Genomic DNA, 22,252 nt, shown 5'->3' with positions numbered 1-22,252 from the left:
ACATCGCGTGATGACGCGAAGAGGTGGAGATTAGGCATGAAAATTAACTATCCGTTGCTGGCGCTGGCGATTGGCGCATTTGGTATCGGGACAACGGAGTTCTCGCCAATGGGCCTGTTGCCCGTCATTGCGCGCGGTGTGGATGTCTCGATCCCTGCTGCCGGAATGTTAATCAGTGCCTATGCGGTTGGTGTGATGGTTGGCGCGCCGCTGATGACATTATTACTTTCTCATCGTGCCCGCCGCAGCGCGCTGATTTTCCTGATGGCGATTTTTACCCTTGGTAATGTACTTTCTGCCATTGCCCCGGATTACATGACACTGCTACTTTCACGTATTTTGACCAGTCTGAATCACGGTGCATTTTTTGGCCTGGGGTCAGTTGTGGCCGCAAGCGTTGTGCCAAAACATAAACAGGCCAGCGCAGTTGCGACCATGTTTATGGGCTTAACTTTGGCGAATATCGGCGGTGTTCCGGCGGCGACCTGGCTGGGTGAAACTATTGGCTGGCGAATGTCGTTCCTGGCAACGGCGGGGTTGGGCGTGATTTCGATGATTAGCCTGTACTTCTCTTTACCGAAAGGTGGCGCAGGGGCGCGACCAGAAGTGAAAAAAGAGCTGGCGGTGCTGCTGCGTCCGCAGGTGTTATCGGCTTTACTGACGACGGTGTTGGGGGCTGGCGCAATGTTTACGCTCTACACTTATATTTCTCCGGTGCTGCAAAGTATCACCCACGCGACGCCGGTGTTTGTTACAGCCATGCTGGTGCTGATTGGTGTCGGATTCTCTATCGGTAACTATCTCGGCGGTAAACTGGCAGATCGTTCGGTCAACGGCACGCTGAAGGGATTTTTGTTGCTGCTGATGGTGATTATGCTGGCAATCCCGTTCCTGGCCCGTAATGAGTTCGGTGCGGCAATCAGCATGGTGGTGTGGGGCGCGGCAACCTTTGCGGTCGTACCGCCCTTGCAGATGCGAGTGATGCGAGTCGCCAGCGAAGCGCCGGGTCTGTCATCATCGGTGAATATTGGTGCCTTTAACCTTGGAAATGCATTGGGAGCGGCTGCTGGTGGTGCGGTGATTTCCGGTGGGCTGGGGTACAGTTTTGTGCCGGTGATGGGGGCGATTGTCGCGGGACTGGCATTATTGTTGGTGTTTATGTCAGCCAGAAAACAACCTGAAGCAGTTTGCGTTGCCAACAGCTAATAAAACAAAAACGCAGAAGGATAACCTTCTGCGTTACAGTTTGCAGGCAAAGTGCGATTTATCTTGCCAGATGTGGTGTTAACGCCTCATCCGCGTAGGTCTGATAAGCGCAACGCATCAGGCAATGTTGCATTTGCCATCAGTTATTATGCCGCGAGATTTTTCGCCACGAACTCCCAGTTCACCAGCGCCCAGAAGTGTTCCAGGTAGCCAGGACGCGCATTGCGATAGTCGATGTAGTAAGCGTGTTCCCAGACATCAACGGTCAGCAGCGGGGTCGCATCGGTGGTCAGCGGAGTACCGGCATTAGAAGTAGAAACGATAGCCAGTTTGCCATCGCTGTTTTTCACCAGCCAGGTCCAGCCAGAACCAAAGTTTTTGATCGCAGCATCAGTAAACTGCGCTTTAAAATCGGCAAAGCTACCAAAAGAAGCGGCGATAGCGTCAGCCAGTTCACCAGTCGGTTCGCCACCGGCGTTCGGTGCCAGGCAGTTCCAGTAGAAAGTATGGTTCCAGACCTGAGCAGCGTTGTTGAATACGCCACCTTCAGAGCTACGAATAATCTCTTCCAGTGATTTACCTTCAAACGCAGTACCTTTGATCAGGTTGTTCAGGTTAGTGACATAAGTTTGATGATGTTTGCCGTAGTGATACTCGATAGTTTCCGCAGAAATGTGCGGTGCCAGAGCATCTTTAGCATATGGTAGTGCAGGTAATTCAAATGACATTGCTACTCTCCTTTATTATTAATTGGCATACGTACAATAGCCTTATTGTGCGTGAGGATAGGGTAGCAAAATAAAAGGTGAGACAAAAGATGAACTTACCCTGTTGCTGTAACAACAGGGTAAAGTTTTAGCGAAGTGTTTTTGGGGTCATTACCCGACGAGCACCTACATAGTGGCGCTGCCAGTAATCTTCGCTTAAAGAAGTGATTTTAATTTCCTGTCCACTGCGCGGAGACTGAATAAATTTGCCGTTGCCAACATACACGCCAACGTGATCGGCGGTTCCGCGACCCTGAGTGCGGAAGAAGACCAGGTCGCCATTTTTCAATTCACTGCGATCGATCGGTGCGGCGTCACGCAGGTGATACATTTCGTTAGCTGTACGTGGAATACGGATCTTCACCAGATCTTTATAGGCGTAATAAACCAGCCCGCTACAATCGAAACCGGTACGCGGTGAGCTGCCGCCCCAGCGATATGGCTTGCCAATTTGTTGCATCAGTTTATTCATTGCCACGGTAGTGGCTTTCTGTACTTTGGCTTTATGCGCGTCAGCGAGGGTTCCTGGTGCGGCATTTTTAACTTTCACGCAATGTGTTTTATAACCCTTACGTTTAGTGCACTTTTCCGTAAAGCTGGCTGCCGCTGTTTTATTCACAACTTGTTTGCTGCGGTTTTTGGCGTTTTTAGAAGCGGTAATGGAGGATTTTTTTACGGAAGAAGCAGTTCTACTTTTAGTGGTACTTTTACTGGCGGCTTTTTTCGCTGTTTTCTGGCTGGCTTTATTGGTCTTTTTGGTGGTTGCCGTGCTTTTCTTTTTATCTGCTTTTTTGGTGATGTGAGTAGTAGCAGAACTCTCCCTGGCTTGCTTTGAAGCATGGGCCATAGGTGTTAAAGGCAGGGTGGTAAAAAGTAAAGCACAGAGCGTGATCGAAATACGGTTTATCCGCGCCACTGAGCGTCCCTCTGTTAAGGCAGGTCTATCATGCCTGCGTCTGATTTACAAAACTTGATGATTCTAATGCATAGAAGAAGAGAAAGTTAATAGCTTTTATTGTTAAAAAATATATTTCGTCGGTGAGCGTAAAAAAATGCAGCAGTGAAAGCTGGAAATGGTCATAAATACGCCAGTTTGCAGCGCAACAGCGAAGAAACGAATATTTGAAATGCAACAAATAGAGCAAAGGGATAAAATAGCAAAAGCGTGATGAAAATGTTATTTTCCGTTGCCGCACTGACCCGCTACAATGTCAGATTACTGCCGTAAAGAAGTTTGAGGAAGCAAGACAATGAGCACCACTATCGAAAAAATCCAACGCCAGATTGCTGAAAATCCGATCCTGCTGTACATGAAAGGTTCACCGAAACTGCCAAGCTGCGGTTTTTCTGCCCAGGCAGTTCAGGCGCTTGCCGCATGTGGCGAACGTTTTGCCTACGTTGATATCCTGCAGAATCCGGACATTCGCGCGGAACTGCCGAAATACGCTAACTGGCCGACTTTCCCACAGTTGTGGGTGGACGGCGAGCTAGTAGGTGGCTGTGATATCGTGATCGAAATGTATCAGCGTGGCGAACTGCAGCAGCTAATCAAAGAAACCGCCGCTAAATACAAGTCTGAAGAGCCGGACGCGGAATAATCCGTCCCGCAATACTGACGGAGGCTAACGGGCATCCGTCAGTGTTTTTTATCCCCAATCCAGCCCTTGTGGCGAACTGGAAAATCCCGCCTCACGCAGCAGCGTAAACATCGGCGTTTGCCGTACCGGTTGATCATTCACTTCTGTCAATGTAAAGCGTAGCCGTGGTTCGCGGCGTAGTGCGGTTGCCAGTGCGTGGAATACTTCTGGGGGGAGCAGTTCATCTTTTTCTTACCATACCAGCATCTTCTTGCCGCCTTGTGCCAGGTAGAGCAACAATTTTCCGCCAGCAATGACTACCAGCGCCCCCGCCCACGGTTCATGCACTCGTCGCCCATAAGGGGAGTGTAAAATAATACGCCAGTCGCCAATTTCATCGTGACAGCGTTCGAGAACCAGGTGGCGACTTCCCGGAACAACAATTAACGCTATTCCCCGTGAATATCATGCATGATTCGTGGAATAGCCTCACTATAGATGCCTGAGTCATTACATGTCATCAGGCATCGACTCGATTACACCTCTTCAGCGGCAGGGAGCGGCCAGCCGCCCAGTCGTTTCCAGCGGTTGACGATTTCACAAAACAGCACGGCGGTGCGTTCAGTGTCGTACAGCGCGGAATGCGCCTGGGTGCTGTCAAAATCCATGCCAGCGGTCTGGCAGGCTTTTGATAATACGGTTTGTCCGAGAGCCAGCCCGGCCAGTGCCGCGGTGTCGAAAGTGACAAAAGGGTGGAACGGGTTACGTTTCAGTGAGGCGCGTTCTGCGGCAGCCATCATAAAACTGTGGTCGAAATTGGCATTGTGCGCCACCATAATGGCGCGGTTACAGCCGCTCGCTTTAATGCCTTTACGGACAACTTTGAAAATCTCATGCAACGCCTCATATTCGCTGACTGCACCGCGATCGGGATCGTTCGGGTCAATACCATTGAAGGCGAGGGCTTCTGGTTGCAAATTAGCGCCGACAAACGGCTCGACGTGAAAATGTAATGTGGTGTCCGGCATCAGCCAGCCTTGTTCATCCATTTTCAGGGTGATGGCGGCGATCTCAAGCAGTGCATCGGTTTTGGCGTTAAATCCGGCAGTTTCGACATCGATCACAACAGGATAAAAACCACGAAAACGGTCGCACAGACCGGTAAGTTGAGCGTTATCGGACATCTGATTCTCTTAATACGGAAAAATTGCAGCGTGCATTATGACAAATATTACCCGCTGATGCAGTAAAGATGCGGGCGCGATGAGTTCACGCCCGGCAGGAGATTAGTTGCCCAGACCGCGACCGGCGTCTTTCTCTTCAATCAATTCAATTTTGTAACCGTCTGGATCTTCCACAAAAGCGATAACCGTAGTACCGCCTTTTACCGGACCCGCTTCACGGGTAACGTTACCGCCGTTCTGACGGATTTTTTCGCAAGCTTCTGCGGCGTTATCGACGCTAAGGGCGATGTGACCATAAGCGGTGCCAAGTTCGTATTTATCCACGCCCCAGTTATAGGTCAGTTCAATTACCGCTTCTTCTGTTTCCGGGCCGTAGCCAACAAACGCCAGCGAGTATTTGTATTCCGGATTTTCGCTGGTACGCAGCAGTTTCATGCCCAGCACGTTGGTATAAAAATCGATGGAGCGTTGCAGATCGCCAACGCGCAGCATGGTGTGAAGAAGACGCATCTTTATATCCTCAAAATGGCTAACAGATTCAAAATGTTGTTTTAGTATAGCGGCGGTTTTGCGCCGCTCGCAATGTTGGATTACAGCGTAGGGTAGTCGGTATAACCTTCCGCACCGCCGCCGTAAAAACTTTCGGCACGCTGTGGGTTAAGCTCAGCTTTGCGCTGCAATCGAGCGACCAGATCCGGGTTTGCAATCCAGTCACGACCAAACGCCACCGCATCAATTAACCCTTTGCCGATCAGCGTTTCTGCTTTTTCTACCGTATATGCACCAGCCCCGATAATCGGGCCGTGGAAACGGGCGCGTACTTTTTCGCGGAACGCCTCGGTATATGGTTTGCCGCCTGCCCAGTCTGGTTCGGACATATGCAGATAAGCAATGCCGCGTTTACCCAGTTGTTCAATCAGATACAGCGCATCGGCTTCTTCATTCGGGCCGTTATCGGTGTTCTGGAAAGTACCAATTGGCGAAACGCGAATACCAATGCGATCGGCACCCCATTCTTTAATCCCGGCATCAACAACTTCCAGCACCAGACGAGCGCGATTTTCCACGCTGCCGCCGTACTGATCGGTACGATGGTTGGAGGATGGAGAGAGGAACTGATGCAGTAAATAACCGTGAGCGGAGTGGAGTTCCACCAGATCAAAACCGGCTTCACGGGCGTTGGCGATAGCCTGGCGGAAATCGTTGACAATACCCGGGATTTCTTCCAGCTCCAGCGCACGCGGCATGGTGGTTTCGACGCGGATCGCCTGACCATTTTCATCGCGCAGAGAAGTTCGTGTACCCGCACTAAGTGCAGAAGGCGCTACCGGTGCCTGGCCACCAGGTTGCAGGCTGGCGTGAGAAATGCGCCCCGTGTGCCAAAGTTGCACGGCGATATGACCATTTTCAGCATGAACACCGGCGGTAATTTTTTTCCACGCGGCGATTTGCTCCGGACTATGAATGCCTGGCGCGCCCGCATACCCTTTTGCCTGGGCGGAAACCTGGGTGGCTTCGCTAATGATCAAACCTGCACTGGCGCGTTGGCGATAATATTCCGCCATCAACGGAGTAGGGATATCACCCGGTTCAATGCTACGCAGGCGCGTCAGAGGAGCCATAAAGATACGGTTTGCCGCCGTGATTGCGCCCACTTTCAGTGGGGAATACAGTTTTTCAGATGACATAAAGACTCCCGGTCGTCTGGTGATAAAATAAAAAATGCCTGCTAAACGGCAGGCGTCGCAATAATGGTTTTGACATGTGTTAGCGCGTTTTCCAGAGGCCCGGAGCTGCGCGAAATTTTGGCTTGCAGATTGGCCCCCAACCACAGCGCATAGAGAACTTGCGCCTGTTGCAGCGGATCTCCGCAAAAGGTTAAACAGTGGCTATCGCGGCCATTTTCCAGCGCCTGGGCGAGCAGAGCGATTACCTGGCGCGCACCTTTATCCATCGCGCTGCGCATATCTTCTGACAGGTCGCACACTTCAGCAGAAAGTTTTACTGTCAGACAACCGCTGATCGTCCCATGCTGGCAGAACTGGTTCAGCGTTTGCTGGTAATAGGCCAGAATACGGTCGCGGTAATTTCCCTCGCCAGATTGCAGCAACTCCGTCAGTCGTTGGTGGTATGCCGCGTAATGGCGTTCAAGCATGGCAACACCAAACGCCTCTTTAGAACGAAAGTAGTGGTAGAAAGACCCTTTTGGCACTTCGGCGGTCTTCAGTAATTCGCTTAACCCCATTCCGGTAAACCCACGCTGCAGGCAGAGTTGCTCTCCGGTTGCCAGGAGGTGTTCGCGAGTATCGTGTTCAGGATGTTTGTTCATGCGCTTGAGTGTAGTAGACCGGTCGGTCTAGTGCAAGCAAAGTTGCTACTTTGGGCATTAACAGCTTCAATAGTGGTAATAATCTTATATAAGGAGGGCGAGGTGGCGGAGCAATTAGAGTTCTTTCCCGTCCAGAGCCCATGCCGGGGAATTTGCCAGTCTGACGAACGCGGATTTTGCCGTGGCTGTTTTCGTAGCCGGGATGAGCGTTTTAACTGGAATAAAATGAGTGATGGTGAAAAACAGGAGGTTCTGCGACTTTGCCGACAACGACTTATGCGTAAATTACGCGCGAACAGGCCAACGTCATCAGACGAACCAGAGCAACCATCACTCTTTTGAGAGCAATCTTGCGTATACTCCTCTCATATCTGATAAGAGGAAGCGATTATGGTTCAGCGTATTACTATTGCGCCGCAAGGCCCGGAGTTTTCCCGTTTTGTGATGGGCTACTGGCGACTGATGGACTGGAATATGTCCGCACGCCAGTTAGTTAGTTTTATTGAAGAGCATCTGGATCTCGGTGTGACCACCGTGGATCACGCTGATATTTATGGCGGCTATCAGTGCGAAGCGGCATTTGGCGAGGCGCTGAAACTGGCACCGCATTTGCGTGAACGGATGGAAATTGTCAGCAAATGCGGCATCGCGACGACTGCGCGTGAAGAAAACGTTATTGGTCATTACATCACCGATCGCGACCATATTATTAAAAGTGCCGAACAGTCGCTAATTAATCTCGCGACCGATCATCTGGATTTACTGTTAATCCACCGTCCCGACCCGTTAATGGATGCCGATGAAGTGGCGGATGCGTTTAAACATTTGCATCAGAGCGGCAAAGTGCGCCATTTTGGCGTATCGAACTTCACGCCTGCGCAATTTGCCCTGCTGCAATCGCGTTTGCCATTTACTCTTGCCACTAATCAGGTGGAAATTTCTCCGGTGCATCAGCCGTTGTTGCTGGATGGTACGCTCGATCAACTACAACAACTGCGTATTCGCCCGATGGCCTGGTCTTGTCTTGGCGGTGGCCGTTTATTTAATGATGATTATTTCAGGCCGCTACGTGATGAACTTGCTGTGGTGGCGGAAGAATTAAACGCGGGTTCTATCGAGCAGGTGGTTTATGCCTGGATATTGCGTCTGCCATCGCAGCCGCTGCCGATTATTGGCTCCGGTAAAATTGAGCGTGTGCGTGCCGCCGTTGAAGCGGAATCCCTGAAAATGACACGCCAGCAGTGGTTCCGTATCCGTAAAGCGGCATTAGGTTACGACGTCCCGTAAGCACTTTCGGAATCGCCTCCGTTCAAATATGTGTCACTGGTTTACACTTATTCAGGTATGCACATTGAGCGGAGGTCTTATGAAACGTTTTAGTCTGGCTATTCTGACGCTGGTTGTTGCGACCGGCGCGCAAGCCGCCAGTGAAAAAGTCGAGATGAACCTCGTCACATCACAGGGGATTGGGCAGTCAATTGGCAGCATAACGATTACTGAAACCGATAAAGGTCTGGAATTTTCGCCCGATCTGAAAGCATTACCGCCCGGTGAGCATGGCTTCCATGTTCATGCCAAAGGAAGCTGCCAGCCAGCAACGAAAGATGGCAAAGCTACTGCGGCGCAATCTGCAGGCGGACATCTTGATCCCAAAAATACCGGTAAACATGAAGGGCCAGAAGGTGCAGGGCATTTAGGCGATCTGCCTGCGCTGGTGGTCAACAATGACGGTAAAGCAACCGATGCCGTCATTGCGCCTCGTCTGAAATCACTCGACGAAGTTAAAGACAAGGCGCTGATGATCCACGTTGGCGGCGATAATATGTCCGATCAACCAAAACCGCTGGGCGGCGGCGGTGAACGCTATGCCTGTGGTGTTATTAATTAAGAGACTAGCGTACCCTGTGGTGGTGCCTGCTCAAGTTGCGAAAGCGAGCAGTACAGTCGCCAGACAATCGCCGCCAGCTCACGGGCAGCGGGTTGATGATGGCGGGCAAGGCTGTCGCAGATTCGCTGTAACTCTTCAAGTGTGGCCGCCAGTGATTTTTGCTGAACGCCACGCTCGCTCATCACTCCTCGCAACAATGAAATACAGTTATCTCGCACCTGCGATAAAGGATCGGAACGTGATTCCCAGTCGCGCAATTGCCAGACAACATGTGAACAGTTCAGCAGCACCACGCCCCAGCGTAATAACCAACGGCGAGCCAGCGCGTCCTGGCTGTTACTCAACTGGCTGACGTGATGATAAGTGAGCGATTCAAATTCGCTTTCACTCAGGGTTGGGTGACGGCTAAGTTGATCGACAAAATCCCGTCGCAGTGCGCGAATATGACGGCGGCTTTTGCGGGCATCGGACCCCGGTCGCAAAATGGCGAATGCTAACCATGCCAGCGCCACGCCAACGATTTTTGCCAGGTTATCGTTAAGAAAATCAGCAAAATCATACACCGGAGGATTAGTGACAGCGATAAACGATCCCATAAATACAATCAGTTGTCCCCACAGCGCGGCCAGTTTTGGCATCTGCAACTTGAGAAGCTGCATTGTCGCCAGTAGCGGGAAGAGAAACAGCAAAAATTGCCACAGATCGCTAATCTGAACCATCAGGCCAAACTTAACCACAAAACTGAATAGCGAAAGTAATACCAGCGTGCGCATCAGTAGCGACAACGACTTAAACGGTGCCGCGACTGCGGAGTAAAGTACGCAACTAATTGCTGCCAGCGTTAATGCATTGGCACCAGCATCCCATTGCGAGGCAATACTCCATGCGCCAATCATCATCAATGTACAAAATGTACGCAGTCCGCTCCACATAGCTTCGGCATTATCGGTATGACGTGCCAGACCAGATGCGCGAGGGAGCCTGGTATGATCATCTGAGCTGTTTTCCAGGCGATGCAATTCCTGACTACTTTGCAGATAAAGGTGGCAAAAATAACGTAATCGGTGCCAGAAGGCGACGTGCCGGTAGTCGGCTAAGTTGGTTGGGCGTAGCGGGGCAATAATGCGCGCAACGGTGTAAAAATTTGTTTGCGAGTTGGCGAGCACCGTCAGTAACTGTTCGATAATTTCCCGTGTGGCACCGGGCGGTGAGGGCCAGTTGAGCAACATACGTCGCAGGCTGGAGATGACGCTGGTCATACGTAATTGCTGGTGGAGTAGTGCATTCAGGCGTGCATTTTGCTGGCGGAAACGATAGTGGCTCCAGAACGCCTGAATACGCAGCAAATTCATGGTCAGTATTTGCCCAATTACCGATTCATGTGCTGTGCGAATGGCATCGGTCGTTTCGGGCTGCCAAAGCAAACTGGCATGCTCCAGTAAACGAGCATGCATGTTTTTCAGTGCGGTTAAAAGAGCGGTGGCATCAGAACTGCTCGGCAGGATCATCATCATCATGCCGCCGCAAAGAATACCGACAATCACTTCACAAACACGTGCCTGAGCGATATCCCATAGCTGGCTGGCTTCAGTAATATTGACCATCGGAAAGGCGATAATGGCCGCAGTATAGCCCGCCAGTTGAAATGCATAGGCCACGTTATTCGTGAAATGCGCGCAGGCCCAGGTACAAAAGCCAAGCCACGCAGACATGCTCAACAGAAAAAACCACGGCTCGTTGAGAGTATGTCCGGCAAGAATCAGTGCCGCGATAGCTCCGAGCAAACTGCCAGCAATACGTCCCATGCTTTTGCTGATGACACCGCCAACGGTGGGGAAGCTGACCACCGCCGCCGAGGTCATTGCCCAGTAAGGTTCATCAAGATTTAAATAATAGGCAACCGTCAGCGCCAGACACATGGCAATGGTGTTGCGTAACGCATAACGCCATTGCGCCAGCGTGGCTCTGAACCAGGGGAAATTGTGCAGCGACCATGGCGGTACGTTCATTACGGGCCTACAGCGATACTACAGGTGGTGCCGGATACCAGCGTGACATCGCCGAGGACGTTATCGAGAGCAAAACGAACAGGAACACGTTGGGCGAGACGAACCCAGGGAACGTTAGGTTTAACGTCGGGAATCAGGCTGGAATCATTTTCCACACTCTGATCATAAATCGCCCGACCAATACTGGAAACGTGACCCTGTAACGTTTTATTGTCGCTGTAGAGTGTAATTTGTGCTGGCGCACCGCCCCGGATATGGCGCAATTTGGTTTCTTCAAAATAACCAATGGCGTAAAACGAGTGGCTGTCCACCAGAGCAAACAGTGGTTTTCCGGTGTCGGCGTAGTCACCGATGCGGGTGGTGAGATTAGTGACCCATCCACTCACCGGGGCGCGAATTTCCGTTTGCGCCAGTTGCCATTGTGCCTGTTTCAGCGTTGCTTGTGCGGCATCGACACTTGCCTGCATCGCTTTAACATTGAGGTTAGCGGTATCCAGCTCTTCGGCAGAGATAAAGTTTTGTGAGAGATGGCGGCGACGGTTAGCTTCATTATTGGCTTTGGCGAGGTCAGATTGCGCTTTTGCCAACTGAGCCTGGGCATTAAGCACAGCAATCTGAAAGGGCGTTTTATCGATAGAGAACAGAATATCACCCGCGTTAACCAACTGGTTGTCTTTTATATTCAGCTCAACAATACGTCCAGACACCTGTGGCGTGATAGAAACCTGTTCTGCGCGTATTTTTCCGTCGCGTGTCCAGGGGGACTGCATGTAGTAGTTCCATAGCCACCATCCGGCAAGAACTGCAAAAACCGCTACAATAATTGTTGAGAAATATTTAATGGTTTTAATTGACATAGTTACCACGCAATCAGTATTGCCAGGGCAAAGCAAACGCAAATCGCAAACAGCGACAAATCCATTAACAAGGGATGCCAGATGTCTCCGGCGTAGATTTTGTCGCGAAGCAGGCGGTGTATAACGAGCCAGATGACAAATCCAAGCGCGAACGCTTTGAAAAACGGAGGAAAGTAGATGGATGCACCGAACACCAGATCTTGTAAGGGTAATCCTGTTGCACTATGCATAAACTTCACAAAATAGATTCCTTTACGGCTGAATATATTGCTTTAGATTAATAAATATTCTTTATGTGCGAGAAAGTTACTCGCTATTTCTGAAAAGCATGTCTGATGGTAAGCAAATGCAGCAATACATTTGTTTTAGCAATACAATTGCTGCACACTATTCTAAAAGCTGTATAATATCTTAGCAAGCTAATTATAAGGAGATGAAATTGGAATCGCCACTAGGTTCTGATCTGGCACGGTTGGTGCGCATATGGCGTGCTCTGATAGACCATCGCCTGAAACCGCTGGAGTTAACGCAAACCCATTGGGTAACGTTGCACAATATCCATCAGTTACCTCCAGACCAGTCGCAAATTCAACTGGCAAAAGCGATCGGCATTGAGCAGCCTTCACTGGTTCGTACGTTGGACCAACTGGAAGAAAAAGGGTTAATTTCGCGTCAAACTTGTGCCAGTGATCGTCGGGCCAAACGCATTAAACTGACGGAAAAGGCGGAGCCGCTGATTAGCGAAATGGAAGCTGTGATTAACAAAACCCGGGCGGAAATTTTGCATGGGATTTCCGCAGAGGAGCTGGAACAATTGATTAAGCTCATTGTAAAAATTGAGCATAACATCATAGAGTTACAGGCCAAAGGGTGAAATGAAGGAGGCGTGTGGCCAGTTACCTGACCACACGTTAACGTGTTTAGCGCGGGGAAACAGTCACCTGGCTGCCGTTGCTGGCCAGAATGACACGTTGTCCCGGAGAGAAGTGGGTATTGCCCTGTTTCTGTACCACCATGATGGTGTTGCCATCATCTTTACGAATTTCCAACTCCACACCCTGGGTTTTGTTTATTGCGCTCTGCACGCCCTGACCGGCTACACCGCCTGCGATAGCACCTGCCGCGGTAGCCAGAGAACGCCCGGTTCCGCCGCCAACGGTATTTCCAAGGAAGCCACCGAGAACCGCACCGCCAATTGCGCCGATAACGTTGGAATCATCACCACCCTGAATTTGTACCTGTCGTACATTAACGATTGTGCCATAGCTGACATTCTGCACTTGCTTCGCTTCAGAGGCGGTATAGACATCACCAGAAAGGGTATCGTTGTTGACACAACCGACAAGAGACAGACCGACCATTGATACAACCAGTACGCGCTTAATCATTGAAAAATCTCCTGATTACCATGAAACGCCTCACAAGCATCCCTCATGGCCAAAGTAAATGGCATTGGTATAACTATGATTACATGTTCCACTAAAACATGATGGAATCATAATTAGAATACGGTTAACCAAGTATAAACAAAACATTCATAGTAGTTATTGATATAAATATAATGTTTTCCTACCAACGGTAAAAATCGGCACTCATGCATGGAATTCGCGAGAGGTTTGTGTTTGAGTGGAGCGCAAACGTCAGGTTGAAAAAGGATGAACTATGAAATCAGGCCGCTTTATTGGCGTAATGTCAGGCACTAGTCTGGATGGTGTCGATGTTGTGCTGGCGACAATCGATGAACACAGGGTGGCGCAGTTGGCAAGTTTGAGTTGGCCGATCCCTCCATCACTTAAACAAGCGGTGCTGGATATTTGCCAGGGACAGCAGCTTACACTTTCGCAGTTTGGTCAACTGGATACTCAACTTGGTCGCCTGTTTGCCGATGCCGTTAACGCATTGCTCAAAGAAGAAAATTTGCAGCCGAAAGATATCGTTGCTATTGGTTGTCACGGTCAGACTGTATGGCACGAACCTACGGGCGTCGCGCCGCATACTCTACAGATTGGGGATAACAACCAAATTGTGGCGCGCACTGGAATTACTGTCGTCGGGGATTTTCGCCGTCGCGATATCGCCCTGGGTGGACAGGGCGCACCGCTGGTGCCAGCGTTTCATCATGCATTGCTGGCTCATCCTACTGAGCGGCGTATGGTGCTCAACATTGGTGGTATTGCCAATTTGTCACTGCTCATTCCTGGGCAACCGGTGGGTGGCTACGATACCGGACCGGGTAACATGCTGATGGATGCGTGGATCTGGCGTCAGGCGGGTAAACCTTACGATAAAGACGCTGAGTGGGCACGCGCGGGCAAGGTCATTCTCCCTCTGCTGCAAAATATGCTTAGTGATGCGTATTTTTCCCAGCCTGCGCCAAAAAGCACCGGGCGTGAATACTTTAACTACGGTTGGCTGGAACGTCACCTGTGTCAATTCCCGGGCGTTGATGCGCGCGATGTCCAGGCGACGCTGGTGGAACTGACAGCAGTGACCATTTCTGAACAGGTGTTATTGAGTGGTGGTTGTGATCGTTTGATGGTATGTGGTGGCGGAAGCCGTAATCCATTAGTGATGACGCGACTTGCTGCCTTGTTGCCAGGAACGGAAGTGACCACCACTGATGCTGTCGGCATTAGCGGTGATGACATGGAAGCATTGGCCTTCGCCTGGCTTGCCTGGCGGACGCTGGCGGGGCTGCCTGGCAATCTGCCCTCGGTCACTGGCGCAAGCGAGGCGACGGTATTGGGCGCAATTTTTCCCGCAAACCCGCGATATCAGAGTTAACTGAATTTTTCCTACTGCGTCTGCCGTTACACTTGGATGTTGAGGAGAGCGTTTTGCTCTCCGGACCAGGAAAGTCTTCGGGATATGTTTATGAAAAAACTGTTACTGATCTGTTTACCGGTGCTTCTCACCGGCTGTAGCGCGTTCAATCAACTGGTTGAGCGCATGCAAACCGATACGCTGGAATACCAGTGTGATGAAAAACCGTTGACGGTAAAACTGAATAATCCGCGTCAGGAAGTCAGTTTTGTCTACGACAATCAATTACTGCACCTTAAACAGGGCATTTCAGCATCAGGCGCGCGTTATACCGACGGTATCTACGTTTTCTGGTCGAAAGGCAATGAGGCGACGGTCTATAAGCGTGACCGCATTGTCTTGAATAACTGTCAGTTACAAAATCCACAGCGTTGAGATTTTTCCAGGGGCGGCGCACAATAGCGTCACCCACTGACAATCCGTAAAGAAAACCATGTCTGATAACGACGAATTGCAGCAAATCGCGCATCTGCGGCGTGAATACACCAAAGGCGGTTTACGCCGCCGCGATCTTCCCGCCGATCCATTAACCCTTTTCGAACGCTGGCTCTCCCAGGCGTGTGAAGCTAAGTTGGCTGATCCTACAGCGATGGTCGTCGCGACCGTTGATGAACATGGTCAGCCTTATCAGCGCATCGTTTTACTCAAACATTACGACGAAAAAGGTATGGTGTTTTACACTAACCTTGGCAGTCGAAAAGCGCATCAAATCGAACAAAATCCGCGCGTTAGCCTGCTTTTCCCCTGGCATACTCTTGAGCGCCAGGTGATGGTTATCGGTAAAGCGGAACGTCTTTCGACTCTCGAAGTGATGAAATATTTTCATAGCCGTCCCCGTGACAGCCAGATTGGCGCGTGGGTATCGAAGCAGTCCAGCCGTATTTCCGCGCGCGGGATCCTTGAGAGTAAATTCCTTGAGCTGAAGCAGAAGTTTCAGCAGGGTGAAGTCCCTTTACCGAGTTTCTGGGGCGGTTTCCGCGTCAGTCTTGAGCAGGTTGAGTTCTGGCAGGGTGGTGAGCATCGTCTGCATGACCGCTTTTTGTACCAGCGTGAAAATGAGGCGTGGAAAATCGATCGTCTCGCACCCTGAAAAGATGCAAAAATCTTGCTTTAATCGCTGGCACTCCTGATTCCGGCACTTTATTCTATGTCTCTTTCGCATCTGGCGAAAAGTCGTGTACCGGCAAAGGTGCAGTCGTTATATACATGGAGATTTTGATGGCAAGCAGTAACTTGATTAAACAATTGCAAGAGCGGGGGCTGGTGGCCCAGGTGACGGACGAAGAAGCGTTAGCAGAGCGACTGGCGCAAGGCCCGATCGCGCTCTATTGCGGCTTCGATCCTACCGCTGACAGCTTGCATTTGGGGCATCTTGTTCCATTGTTATGCCTGAAACGCTTCCAGCAAGCGGGCCACAAGCCGGTTGCGCTGGTAGGCGGCGCGACGGGTCTGATTGGCGACCCGAGCTTCAAAGCTGCCGAGCGTAAGCTGAACACCGAAGAAACTGTTCAGGAGTGGGTGGACAAAATCCGCAAGCAGGTTGCCCCGTTCCTCGATTTCGACTGTGGAGAAAATTCTGCTATCGCCGCGAACAACTATGACTGGTTCGGCAATATGAACGTGCTGACCTTCCTGCGCGATATCGGTAAGCACTTCTCCGTTAACCAGATGATCAACAAAGAAGCGGTTAAGCAGCGTCTCAACCGTGAAGATCAAGGTATTTCGTTCACCGAGTTTTCTTATAACCTGTTGCAGGGCTATGACTTCGCCTGCCTGAATAAACAGTATGGTGTGACGTTGCAGATTGGCGGTTCTGACCAGTGGGGGAACATCACCTCTGGTATCGATCTGACTCGCCGTCTGCATCAGAATCAGGTGTTTGGCCTGACCGTTCCTTTGATCACCAAGGCTGACGGCACTAAGTTTGGTAAAACTGAAGGCGGAGCCGTATGGCTGGATCCGAAGAAAACCAGTCCGTACAAGTTCTACCAGTTCTGGATCAATACCGCTGATGCCGACGTTTACCGCTTCCTGAAGTTCTTCACCTTCATGAGCATTGAAGAGATCAATGCCCTCGAAGAGGAAGATAAGAACAGTGGTAAAGCACCACGCGCCCAGTATGTACTGGCGGAGCAGGTGACGCGTCTGGTTCACGGTGAAGAGGGTTTGCAAGCCGCGAAACGTATTACCGAATGCCTGTTCAGCGGTTCTTTGAGTGCGCTTAGTGAAGCGGACTTCGAACAGCTAGCGCAGGACGGCGTACCGATGGTTGAGATGGAAAAAGGCGCTGATCTGATGCAGGCACTGGTCGATTCTGAGCTTCAACCGTCCCGTGGTCAGGCGCGTAAAACTATCGCGTCCAATGCCATCACCATTAACGGTGAAAAACAGTCCGATCCTGAATACTTCTTTAAAGAAGAAGATCGTCTGTTTGGTCGTTATACCTTACTGCGTCGTGGCAAAAAGAATTACTGTCTGATTTGCTGGAAATAATGCACTAAGTGGAAAAGGGGAGTGAGAAATCACTCCCCTGGTTTTTATACAGGGAACACGATGAAAAATATTCTCGCTATCCAGTCTCACGTTGTCTATGGTCATGCGGGTAACAGTGCGGCAGAGTTTCCGATGCGCCGCCTGGGCGCGAATGTCTGGCCGTTGAATACCGTTCAATTTTCTAATCACACCCAATACGGCAAATGGACTGGCTGCGTAATGCCGCCCAGCCATTTAACCGAAATTGTTCAGGGCATTGCCGCCATCGATAAATTACATACCTGTGATGCTGTACTCAGTGGTTATCTGGGGTCGGCGGAACAGGGGGAACATATCCTCGGTATTGTCCGTCAGGTGAAAGCGGCGAATCCACAGGCGAAATATTTTTGCGATCCGGTAATGGGGCATCCTGAAAAAGGTTGCATCGTCGCGCCGGGTGTGGCGGAGTTTCATGTGCGTCACGGTCTGCCTGCCAGCGATATCATCGCGCCGAATCTGGTGGAGCTGGAAATCCTCTGTGAGCATCCGGTACATACCGTCGAAGAAGCCGTTAAAGCTGCGCGCGAACTCATTACGCAAGGGCCACAAATTGTGTTGGTTAAACACCTGGCGCGTGCGGGTTACAGCCGCGATCGTTTTGAAATGCTGCTGGTTACTGCCGATGAAGCCTGGCATATCAGCCGTCCGCTGGTAGATTTTGGTATGCGTCAGCCGGTCGGTGTTGGTGATGTGACGAGCGGTTTACTGTTGGTGAAACTGTTGCAGGGCGCAACGTTGCAACAGGCGCTGGAACATGTGACTGCCGCAGTATACGAAATTATGGTGACCACCAAAGCAATGCAGGAATATGAGCTGCAGGTGGTTGCAGCACAAGATCGTATAGCCAAACCGGAACATTATTTCAGCGCAACGAAACTCTGAAATACCTCTTTTCGGCCCACAGTTTCCTGTGGGCCGATGACTATTACTGCAATCCTTCCGCCGTCAACGCAGCTTTCACCGCCGGACGTTCAGCCATACGTTGCATAAATGCCGCAATGTGCTCTAAACCCTCCAGATTCAGTTTCACCGCGTATGCCCAGCGCAGAACCGTAAACAGGTAGGCATCAGCAATAGTAAAACGTTGCCCACAGATCCAGTGCTCATCTTTCAGCGCGTCGTTAACATACTGCAGTTTTTTCTCCAGTTGTGCGCGCGCAATCGGTTTGAACTCTTCTGGTGTAGCCGGGTGAAACAGCGGGGTAAAGCCTTTATGTAGTTCGGTGGCAATATAGTTCAGCCATTCGATGGTTTTATAGCGCGAAATACTATTTACCGGAGCCAGTAATTGACGGTCGGGTACGCTATCGGCAAGGTATTGCATAATCGCCACGCCTTCTGTCAGTAGCGTGGCATCATCGAGCAGTAACGCAGGAACCTGTCCCTTAGGGTTAATGGCAAAGTAATCATCACCATTTTCGAGGCGTTTTTTCATCAAATCCACACTGACGAGCGTAAAATCCTTTCCGCTCTCACGCAGGGTGATATGGGAAGCAAGAGAGCAGGCACCCGGTTTATAGAACAGTTTCATCGGTAACTCCTTTTGGCTGTGGTTTAAAGAATGGTAGTGCGTTGTTGAATAAAAAAAAAGCCGCTAACGAAAAGTTAGCGGCTTGTAAAAGAGTTTCCCTGAAATTTATGCTACGGCAGCTTTCGCTGCTTTGTCTGCAGCATCGTCCTGAGTCATGCGATGCAGTTTCGGTGCGGTCAGCAGCATCAGCACTGCGATAACGGCAGTGGCGACACCAATCTGCAAGAACACGCGGCCATACACATCCAGCGACATCAGCGGATCGGTTACGTTATCCGGAACAGCCATCATGCCCGCAACATAACCACCAATCAGGTTTGCACCGGCAGTGGTCAGGAACCAGCTACCCATAATGAAGCCCATCAGACGCTGAGGAACGAGCTGAGCAACCATTGCCAGACCCAGACCGGAGATCATCAGTTCACCGATACTCTGCAGGCCATAGCTTGCTACCAGCCAGCCTACAGAAACGATACCGGCGTCAGATGCGAATTTCGCGCCCACTGGCAGGATCAGGAATGCGCCGGAACACATCACCATACCGATTGCAAATTTGGTCGGCATCGGCAGAGTGTCGCCCATCTTGTTATAGATAGCGGCCAGAATCGGGCTACCAATGATGATCCAGAATGGGTTCAGCGCCTGATACTGTTCAGGTTCAACCGCCATCCCCAGAATGGAGTGTTCAACGTTACGAATCGCAAAGAAGTTCAGCGACGTCGGCATCTGGCTGTACAGCACGAAGAAGATGATTGCTTCAAGCATCAGAATGAAGGCAACGATCATTTTACGACGCGCAGCACCTTTCATGGCGAACGCTTCTTTACCGAAGATAACAACGATACCGAAGGCAACAACGCCCAGCGCCATACGCGCAACTTCCTGGTTGTGCAGCAGCCAGGTTGCAACCGCGATCAGTGCCACAACGCCAATAATGGTCAGCAGCAGGTTACGGTAGTTGACTGGTTCAAAGTCAGGTTTCGAACCGTACTGTTTAACCCAGCGCTGGCAGAAGGCAAAGTTAACAATGGTGATCAACAGACCGACTACGCTAAGCGCAAACGCGACGCTCCAGCCGTATTTAACCGCCAGCCACGGGGTTGCAATCATAGAGAAGAAAGAACCGATGTTGACGGACATGTAGTACATGGTAAATGCACCGTCCAGACGCGGGTCGTTTTTCTCATAGCAAGTCGAGAGCAGCGAAGACGGGTTGGCTTTAAACAGGCCGTTACCGACAGCAATTGCCGCCATACCCATATAGACGATACCTGCGTCGTGACCAGACCACGCAACCAGCGCATAGCCAATCGCCAGCACGATAGCGCCAAGCATAATGACGCGTTTAGTACCCAGTACCTTGTCACCTAACCAGCCGCCGATAGCGACCAGACCATAAACCAGGGCACTAAAGGAAGAGAAAAGTGTGATTGAATCCGCTTCAGACATACCCAGTTGTTTAACCAGGTAGACAGCCATAATTCCTTGTAGGCCGTAATAACCAAAACGTTCCCATAACTCAATCGAGAAGATGAGATAGAACGCCTTCGGTTGTTTGAAAGCGTTCAAACTAACGCTTTCTGTTGGTTTTTGGTTTGCAGTGGACACTTTTACCTCTTTTTTTACATCCCATATTAACGGGGGTGCATTCTCGCGTGATGTCTAAAAAACATACGCGCAATTGTTATAGTGGGAGGGGAAACGGCAGGTAATGTTCACTATCTTGCACTTTCAGACAAGTCCTTTGTAATAATCTGTTACATATAACTGGCCTGGAGAATTCATCGGTTTTGGGAAATGTTATCCAGCGTTAAATTTTTCAAAAAACGTAACGGCAGATTTTTTCACTACTGGAGCCGGGTAATAATTCCTCTTTGGCGATATGTTCTGCTATAAGGTGTTTCATGTAGTGGGATAGTCCATTATCTGAAAAATAGCCAGTGTAATGTTTTGTAGGTTTCAGGTCGGATTGAATCAATGCTTTGTCAAATTTAACTTTTGAGGTGCATTATTTTTACATTTGTGTATCAGTGTGATTTCGATCACAAATGAATAGAAAATTTCGCTATTAAAAAAACAATTAACCTGCATTTTTGGTTATTCACAAACGGATTGCCTAATGATGCCGCAGCGAGGCGGCATCATTAACGTTAGAAAGTTGTTTTTGAAGAGGATGAGTAGCGGTAATGGATGAGGAAACAGCAGTACCTGTTTGTGTCAGATGTCAACTTTCTCTTTGTATTCACAAAGATCTTCAATAATGCAGGAGCCACAGCGCGGTTTGCGGGCAATGCAGGTATAACGCCCGTGAAGGATTAACCAGTGATGGCAGTCGACTTTAAATTCTGCAGGAACTACTTTTAGCAGTTTTTCCTCAACTTGTTCGACGTTTTTCCCGGGAGCAAATTGGGTGCGGTTGCAGACACGGAAAATGTGGGTATCTACAGCAATGGTCGGCCAGCCGAAAGCGGTATTCAACACCACGTTAGCTGTTTTGCGTCCAACGCCGGGCAATGCTTCCAGCGCAGCGCGATCTTCCGGAACTTCGCCATTATGCTGCTCCAGTAAGATACGGCAGGTCTTGATGATATTTTCCGCTTTGCTGTTATATAACCCAATGGTTTTGATATACGTTTTCACGCCTTCAACACCCAGTTCGAGCATCGCGGCAGGCGTATTGGCTACCGGGTAGAGCTTCGCTGTTGCTTTATTAACGCTGACATCAGTGGCCTGGGCAGAAAGTAGTACAGCAATCAGCAATTCAAAAGGCGAACTGAAATTAAGCTCGGTTGTGGGATGAGGATTGTTCTCACGCAGGCGGGTGAGGATCTCCAGTCGTTTTGCTTTGTTCATCAGACATTCCCTGTTTCACCGTTTTGCAACTCGCGTTCAGCGGCTGCTTCAGTGCGGCGCTTTTTCATTTTTTCATCAATCAGGTATTTTCCTGCCAGCATCAGTCCCAGGCCAATAAATGCCCCTGGTGGTAACATTGCGAGCAGGAAAGGGGAATCAGTGTGGAAGATCTCCACGCGCAATACTTTTGCCCAGTTACCCAACAGCGCATCGGCACCGTCAAATAACGTTCCGTTGCCGATAATTTCGCGCAGTGAACCCAGCACGAACATTGCGCAGGTTGCACCCATGCCAATCGAAAATCCGTCCAGCGCCGAAAGCGCCGGACCTTTTTTTGCAGCGAAGGCTTCAGCGCGACCAACAACGATACAGTTAGTGACAATCAGCGGAATAAAAATTCCTAACGATTGATACAGACCAAAGGCGTAGGCGTTGATCAGCATTTGTACGGCACTGACCACCGAGGCGATGATCATCACGTAAATAGGGATACGGATCTCGGCTGGCGTCCAGTGACGCAGCGTCGAGATAGTCAGGTTGGTGAGAGTCAACACCAGCGTAGTCGCAAGCCCTAAACCCAGTGCGTTGGTGGCAGTTGACGTGACTGCCAGCAGCGGGCAGAGACCGAGCAACTGAACCAGTGCGGAGTTGTTCTTCCATAACCCCTGAACAATAACGTCTTTAATTTCGCTCACG

Annotated in this window: 25 protein-coding genes and 2 pseudogenes; 11 read left to right on the top strand and 16 right to left on the bottom strand. The window is 50.3% G+C overall.

Annotated elements, in window-relative coordinates; genetic code table 11:
• The first annotated feature begins 36 nt into the window (after positions 1–36).
• The gene (locus BEA93_RS02805; RefSeq protein WP_000701022.1) at positions 37–1,206 is read left to right on the top strand and encodes an MFS transporter; all 1,170 of its coding nucleotides are present in this window, start codon (positions 37–39) and stop codon (positions 1,204–1,206) included.
• Positions 1,207–1,352: 146 nt separating this feature from the next.
• On the opposite strand, the gene sodB is transcribed toward BEA93_RS02805, so the two are convergent.
• Together sodB and mepH are read right to left on the bottom strand one after the other, a co-directional pair.
• On the bottom strand, positions 1,353–1,934 hold the full coding sequence (gene sodB, locus BEA93_RS02800; protein WP_000007276.1) for a superoxide dismutase [Fe]: 582 nt from the start codon (positions 1,932–1,934) through the stop codon (positions 1,353–1,355).
• 127 nt (positions 1,935–2,061) lie between these two features.
• Positions 2,062–2,889 carry a peptidoglycan DD-endopeptidase MepH gene (gene mepH, locus BEA93_RS02795; RefSeq protein ID WP_038354310.1) on the bottom strand — a complete coding sequence of 276 codons (828 nt, stop codon included), beginning with the start codon at positions 2,887–2,889 and terminating at the stop codon, positions 2,062–2,064.
• A gap of 334 nt (positions 2,890–3,223) precedes the next feature.
• Here mepH and grxD point away from each other — a divergent pair, with 334 nt between their 5' ends.
• Complete coding sequence (gene grxD, locus BEA93_RS02790; protein ID WP_000108172.1) at positions 3,224–3,571, top strand: monothiol glutaredoxin 4; 348 nt, start codon at positions 3,224–3,226, stop codon at positions 3,569–3,571.
• Positions 3,572–3,619: 48 nt separating this feature from the next.
• Here grxD and BEA93_RS25535 read toward each other — a convergent pair.
• The 6 genes and pseudogenes from BEA93_RS25535 to nemR all read right to left on the bottom strand — a co-directional run.
• A pseudogene (locus tag BEA93_RS25535) lies at positions 3,620–3,883 on the bottom strand (ATP-dependent helicase); the annotation flags it as partial.
• Positions 3,872–3,991: pseudogene (locus tag BEA93_RS26285) on the bottom strand (hypothetical protein); the annotation flags it as partial. The pseudogenes BEA93_RS25535 and BEA93_RS26285, both read right to left, overlap by 12 nt.
• A gap of 95 nt (positions 3,992–4,086) precedes the next feature.
• Entirely contained in the window at positions 4,087–4,734 is a 648-nt protein-coding gene (rnt, locus tag BEA93_RS02780) for a ribonuclease T (protein ID WP_001282288.1), read from the bottom strand.
• A gap of 102 nt (positions 4,735–4,836) precedes the next feature.
• Positions 4,837–5,244, bottom strand: a complete 408-nt coding sequence (gene gloA, locus BEA93_RS02775) for a lactoylglutathione lyase (RefSeq protein ID WP_001237802.1) — start codon at positions 5,242–5,244, stop codon at positions 4,837–4,839.
• An 80-nt stretch (positions 5,245–5,324) separates the two neighbouring features.
• The gene (gene nemA / locus BEA93_RS02770) at positions 5,325–6,422 is read right to left on the bottom strand and encodes an N-ethylmaleimide reductase (protein WP_000093624.1); all 1,098 of its coding nucleotides are present in this window, start codon (positions 6,420–6,422) and stop codon (positions 5,325–5,327) included.
• A 41-nt stretch (positions 6,423–6,463) separates the two neighbouring features.
• Positions 6,464–7,063 carry a DNA-binding transcriptional regulator NemR gene (gene nemR, locus BEA93_RS02765; protein WP_061091132.1) on the bottom strand — a complete coding sequence of 200 codons (600 nt, stop codon included), beginning with the start codon at positions 7,061–7,063 and terminating at the stop codon, positions 6,464–6,466.
• A 102-nt stretch (positions 7,064–7,165) separates the two neighbouring features.
• Between nemR and BEA93_RS02760 the strand changes: the two genes are divergently transcribed.
• From BEA93_RS02760 to sodC, 3 genes are all read left to right on the top strand, one after another.
• Positions 7,166–7,405, top strand: a complete 240-nt coding sequence (locus tag BEA93_RS02760) for a DUF1289 domain-containing protein (protein ID WP_024191872.1) — start codon at positions 7,166–7,168, stop codon at positions 7,403–7,405.
• A 48-nt stretch (positions 7,406–7,453) separates the two neighbouring features.
• Positions 7,454–8,350 carry an aldo/keto reductase gene (locus BEA93_RS02755; RefSeq protein ID WP_000250649.1) on the top strand — a complete coding sequence of 299 codons (897 nt, stop codon included), beginning with the start codon at positions 7,454–7,456 and terminating at the stop codon, positions 8,348–8,350.
• Between the two features lie 79 nt (positions 8,351–8,429).
• The gene (sodC, locus tag BEA93_RS02750) at positions 8,430–8,951 is read left to right on the top strand and encodes a superoxide dismutase [Cu-Zn] SodC (RefSeq protein WP_000819798.1); all 522 of its coding nucleotides are present in this window, start codon (positions 8,430–8,432) and stop codon (positions 8,949–8,951) included.
• Here sodC and BEA93_RS02745 read toward each other — a convergent pair.
• The 3 genes from BEA93_RS02745 to BEA93_RS02735 are packed head-to-tail and all read right to left on the bottom strand — an operon-like array spanning position 8,948 to position 12,056.
• Positions 8,948–10,960, bottom strand: a complete 2,013-nt coding sequence (locus BEA93_RS02745) for an FUSC family protein (RefSeq protein ID WP_105224318.1) — start codon at positions 10,958–10,960, stop codon at positions 8,948–8,950. The genes sodC and BEA93_RS02745 overlap by 4 nt on opposite strands.
• Positions 10,960–11,817 (bottom strand): efflux RND transporter periplasmic adaptor subunit, encoded by an 858-nt coding sequence (locus BEA93_RS02740; RefSeq protein WP_105224319.1) that lies wholly within the window; start codon positions 11,815–11,817, stop codon positions 10,960–10,962. The genes BEA93_RS02745 and BEA93_RS02740 overlap by 1 nt, the downstream gene beginning before the upstream one ends.
• A 2-nt stretch (positions 11,818–11,819) precedes the next feature.
• Positions 11,820–12,056: a DUF1656 domain-containing protein gene (locus BEA93_RS02735; RefSeq protein WP_000670973.1), complete on the bottom strand. Its 237-nt coding sequence runs from the start codon at positions 12,054–12,056 to the stop codon at positions 11,820–11,822.
• 200 nt (positions 12,057–12,256) lie between these two features.
• Between BEA93_RS02735 and slyA the strand changes: the two genes are divergently transcribed.
• Positions 12,257–12,691: a transcriptional regulator SlyA gene (gene slyA, locus BEA93_RS02730; RefSeq protein ID WP_001516330.1), complete on the top strand. Its 435-nt coding sequence runs from the start codon at positions 12,257–12,259 to the stop codon at positions 12,689–12,691.
• A gap of 46 nt (positions 12,692–12,737) precedes the next feature.
• Here slyA and slyB read toward each other — a convergent pair whose 3' ends face one another.
• A complete protein-coding gene (gene slyB, locus BEA93_RS02725) occupies positions 12,738–13,205 on the bottom strand; it encodes an outer membrane lipoprotein SlyB (RefSeq protein ID WP_000597202.1) in 468 nt (155 codons plus the stop codon).
• 274 nt (positions 13,206–13,479) lie between these two features.
• Here slyB and anmK point away from each other — a divergent pair, with 274 nt between their 5' ends.
• The 5 genes from anmK (at position 13,480) to pdxY (ending at position 18,054) form a co-directional block, all read left to right on the top strand.
• Positions 13,480–14,601 (top strand): anhydro-N-acetylmuramic acid kinase, encoded by a 1,122-nt coding sequence (gene anmK / locus BEA93_RS02720; protein WP_105224320.1) that lies wholly within the window; start codon positions 13,480–13,482, stop codon positions 14,599–14,601.
• A gap of 84 nt (positions 14,602–14,685) precedes the next feature.
• Positions 14,686–15,015 carry a C-type lysozyme inhibitor gene (gene mliC / locus BEA93_RS02715; protein ID WP_000480882.1) on the top strand — a complete coding sequence of 110 codons (330 nt, stop codon included), beginning with the start codon at positions 14,686–14,688 and terminating at the stop codon, positions 15,013–15,015.
• 58 nt (positions 15,016–15,073) lie between these two features.
• Positions 15,074–15,730, top strand: a complete 657-nt coding sequence (pdxH, locus tag BEA93_RS02710; RefSeq protein WP_001516332.1) for a pyridoxamine 5'-phosphate oxidase — start codon at positions 15,074–15,076, stop codon at positions 15,728–15,730.
• A gap of 128 nt (positions 15,731–15,858) precedes the next feature.
• The gene (gene tyrS / locus BEA93_RS02705) at positions 15,859–17,133 is read left to right on the top strand and encodes a tyrosine--tRNA ligase (protein WP_001516333.1); all 1,275 of its coding nucleotides are present in this window, start codon (positions 15,859–15,861) and stop codon (positions 17,131–17,133) included.
• Positions 17,134–17,193: 60 nt separating this feature from the next.
• The gene (gene pdxY / locus BEA93_RS02700) at positions 17,194–18,054 is read left to right on the top strand and encodes a pyridoxal kinase PdxY (RefSeq protein ID WP_000789755.1); all 861 of its coding nucleotides are present in this window, start codon (positions 17,194–17,196) and stop codon (positions 18,052–18,054) included.
• A gap of 43 nt (positions 18,055–18,097) precedes the next feature.
• On the opposite strand, the gene gstA is transcribed toward pdxY, so the two are convergent.
• The 4 genes from gstA to rsxE all read right to left on the bottom strand — a co-directional run bounded on the left by gstA (position 18,098) and on the right by rsxE (position 22,251).
• Positions 18,098–18,703 (bottom strand): glutathione transferase GstA, encoded by a 606-nt coding sequence (gene gstA, locus BEA93_RS02695; protein ID WP_000765734.1) that lies wholly within the window; start codon positions 18,701–18,703, stop codon positions 18,098–18,100.
• Positions 18,704–18,808: 105 nt separating this feature from the next.
• Positions 18,809–20,311: a dipeptide/tripeptide permease DtpA gene (gene dtpA, locus BEA93_RS02690; RefSeq protein ID WP_000100948.1), complete on the bottom strand. Its 1,503-nt coding sequence runs from the start codon at positions 20,309–20,311 to the stop codon at positions 18,809–18,811.
• 609 nt (positions 20,312–20,920) lie between these two features.
• Positions 20,921–21,556 (bottom strand): endonuclease III, encoded by a 636-nt coding sequence (nth, locus tag BEA93_RS02680; RefSeq protein WP_001030339.1) that lies wholly within the window; start codon positions 21,554–21,556, stop codon positions 20,921–20,923.
• Positions 21,556–22,251: an electron transport complex subunit RsxE gene (rsxE, locus tag BEA93_RS02675; RefSeq protein WP_001289639.1), complete on the bottom strand. Its 696-nt coding sequence runs from the start codon at positions 22,249–22,251 to the stop codon at positions 21,556–21,558. Before rsxE ends, nth begins: the two co-directional genes overlap by 1 nt.
• Position 22,252 lies beyond the last annotated feature (1 nt).

This window comes from Escherichia sp. MOD1-EC5950, from assembly GCF_002965345.1.
Classification (GTDB): Bacteria; Pseudomonadota; Gammaproteobacteria; order Enterobacterales; family Enterobacteriaceae; genus Escherichia; species Escherichia marmotae.
The sequence above is the reverse complement of the archived record's forward strand: the minus strand, read 5'-3'. Positions and strand labels throughout refer to the sequence as shown.

What these genes read in the sequence shown, in the direction of transcription:
- nth (WP_001030339.1), bottom strand. Translation starts at nt 21,556, where the DNA reads ATGAACAAAGCAAAACGACTGGAGATCCTCACCCGCCTGCGTGAGAAC.
- BEA93_RS02740 (WP_105224319.1), bottom strand. Translation starts at nt 11,817, where the DNA reads ATGTCAATTAAAACCATTAAATATTTCTCAACAATTATTGTAGCGGTT.
- tyrS (WP_001516333.1), top strand. Translation starts at nt 15,859, where the DNA reads ATGGCAAGCAGTAACTTGATTAAACAATTGCAAGAGCGGGGGCTGGTG.
- BEA93_RS02745 (WP_105224318.1), bottom strand. Translation starts at nt 10,960, where the DNA reads ATGAACGTACCGCCATGGTCGCTGCACAATTTCCCCTGGTTCAGAGCC.
- sodB (WP_000007276.1), bottom strand. Translation starts at nt 1,934, where the DNA reads ATGTCATTTGAATTACCTGCACTACCATATGCTAAAGATGCTCTGGCA.
- BEA93_RS02755 (WP_000250649.1), top strand. Translation starts at nt 7,454, where the DNA reads ATGGTTCAGCGTATTACTATTGCGCCGCAAGGCCCGGAGTTTTCCCGT.
- sodC (WP_000819798.1), top strand. Translation starts at nt 8,430, where the DNA reads ATGAAACGTTTTAGTCTGGCTATTCTGACGCTGGTTGTTGCGACCGGC.
- nemA (WP_000093624.1), bottom strand. Translation starts at nt 6,422, where the DNA reads ATGTCATCTGAAAAACTGTATTCCCCACTGAAAGTGGGCGCAATCACG.
- anmK (WP_105224320.1), top strand. Translation starts at nt 13,480, where the DNA reads ATGAAATCAGGCCGCTTTATTGGCGTAATGTCAGGCACTAGTCTGGAT.
- grxD (WP_000108172.1), top strand. Translation starts at nt 3,224, where the DNA reads ATGAGCACCACTATCGAAAAAATCCAACGCCAGATTGCTGAAAATCCG.
- slyB (WP_000597202.1), bottom strand. Translation starts at nt 13,205, where the DNA reads ATGATTAAGCGCGTACTGGTTGTATCAATGGTCGGTCTGTCTCTTGTC.
- nemR (WP_061091132.1), bottom strand. Translation starts at nt 7,063, where the DNA reads ATGAACAAACATCCTGAACACGATACTCGCGAACACCTCCTGGCAACC.
- gstA (WP_000765734.1), bottom strand. Translation starts at nt 18,703, where the DNA reads ATGAAACTGTTCTATAAACCGGGTGCCTGCTCTCTTGCTTCCCATATC.
- mliC (WP_000480882.1), top strand. Translation starts at nt 14,686, where the DNA reads ATGTTTATGAAAAAACTGTTACTGATCTGTTTACCGGTGCTTCTCACC.
- gloA (WP_001237802.1), bottom strand. Translation starts at nt 5,244, where the DNA reads ATGCGTCTTCTTCACACCATGCTGCGCGTTGGCGATCTGCAACGCTCC.
- rnt (WP_001282288.1), bottom strand. Translation starts at nt 4,734, where the DNA reads ATGTCCGATAACGCTCAACTTACCGGTCTGTGCGACCGTTTTCGTGGT.
- BEA93_RS02805 (WP_000701022.1), top strand. Translation starts at nt 37, where the DNA reads ATGAAAATTAACTATCCGTTGCTGGCGCTGGCGATTGGCGCATTTGGT.
- pdxY (WP_000789755.1), top strand. Translation starts at nt 17,194, where the DNA reads ATGAAAAATATTCTCGCTATCCAGTCTCACGTTGTCTATGGTCATGCG.
- pdxH (WP_001516332.1), top strand. Translation starts at nt 15,074, where the DNA reads ATGTCTGATAACGACGAATTGCAGCAAATCGCGCATCTGCGGCGTGAA.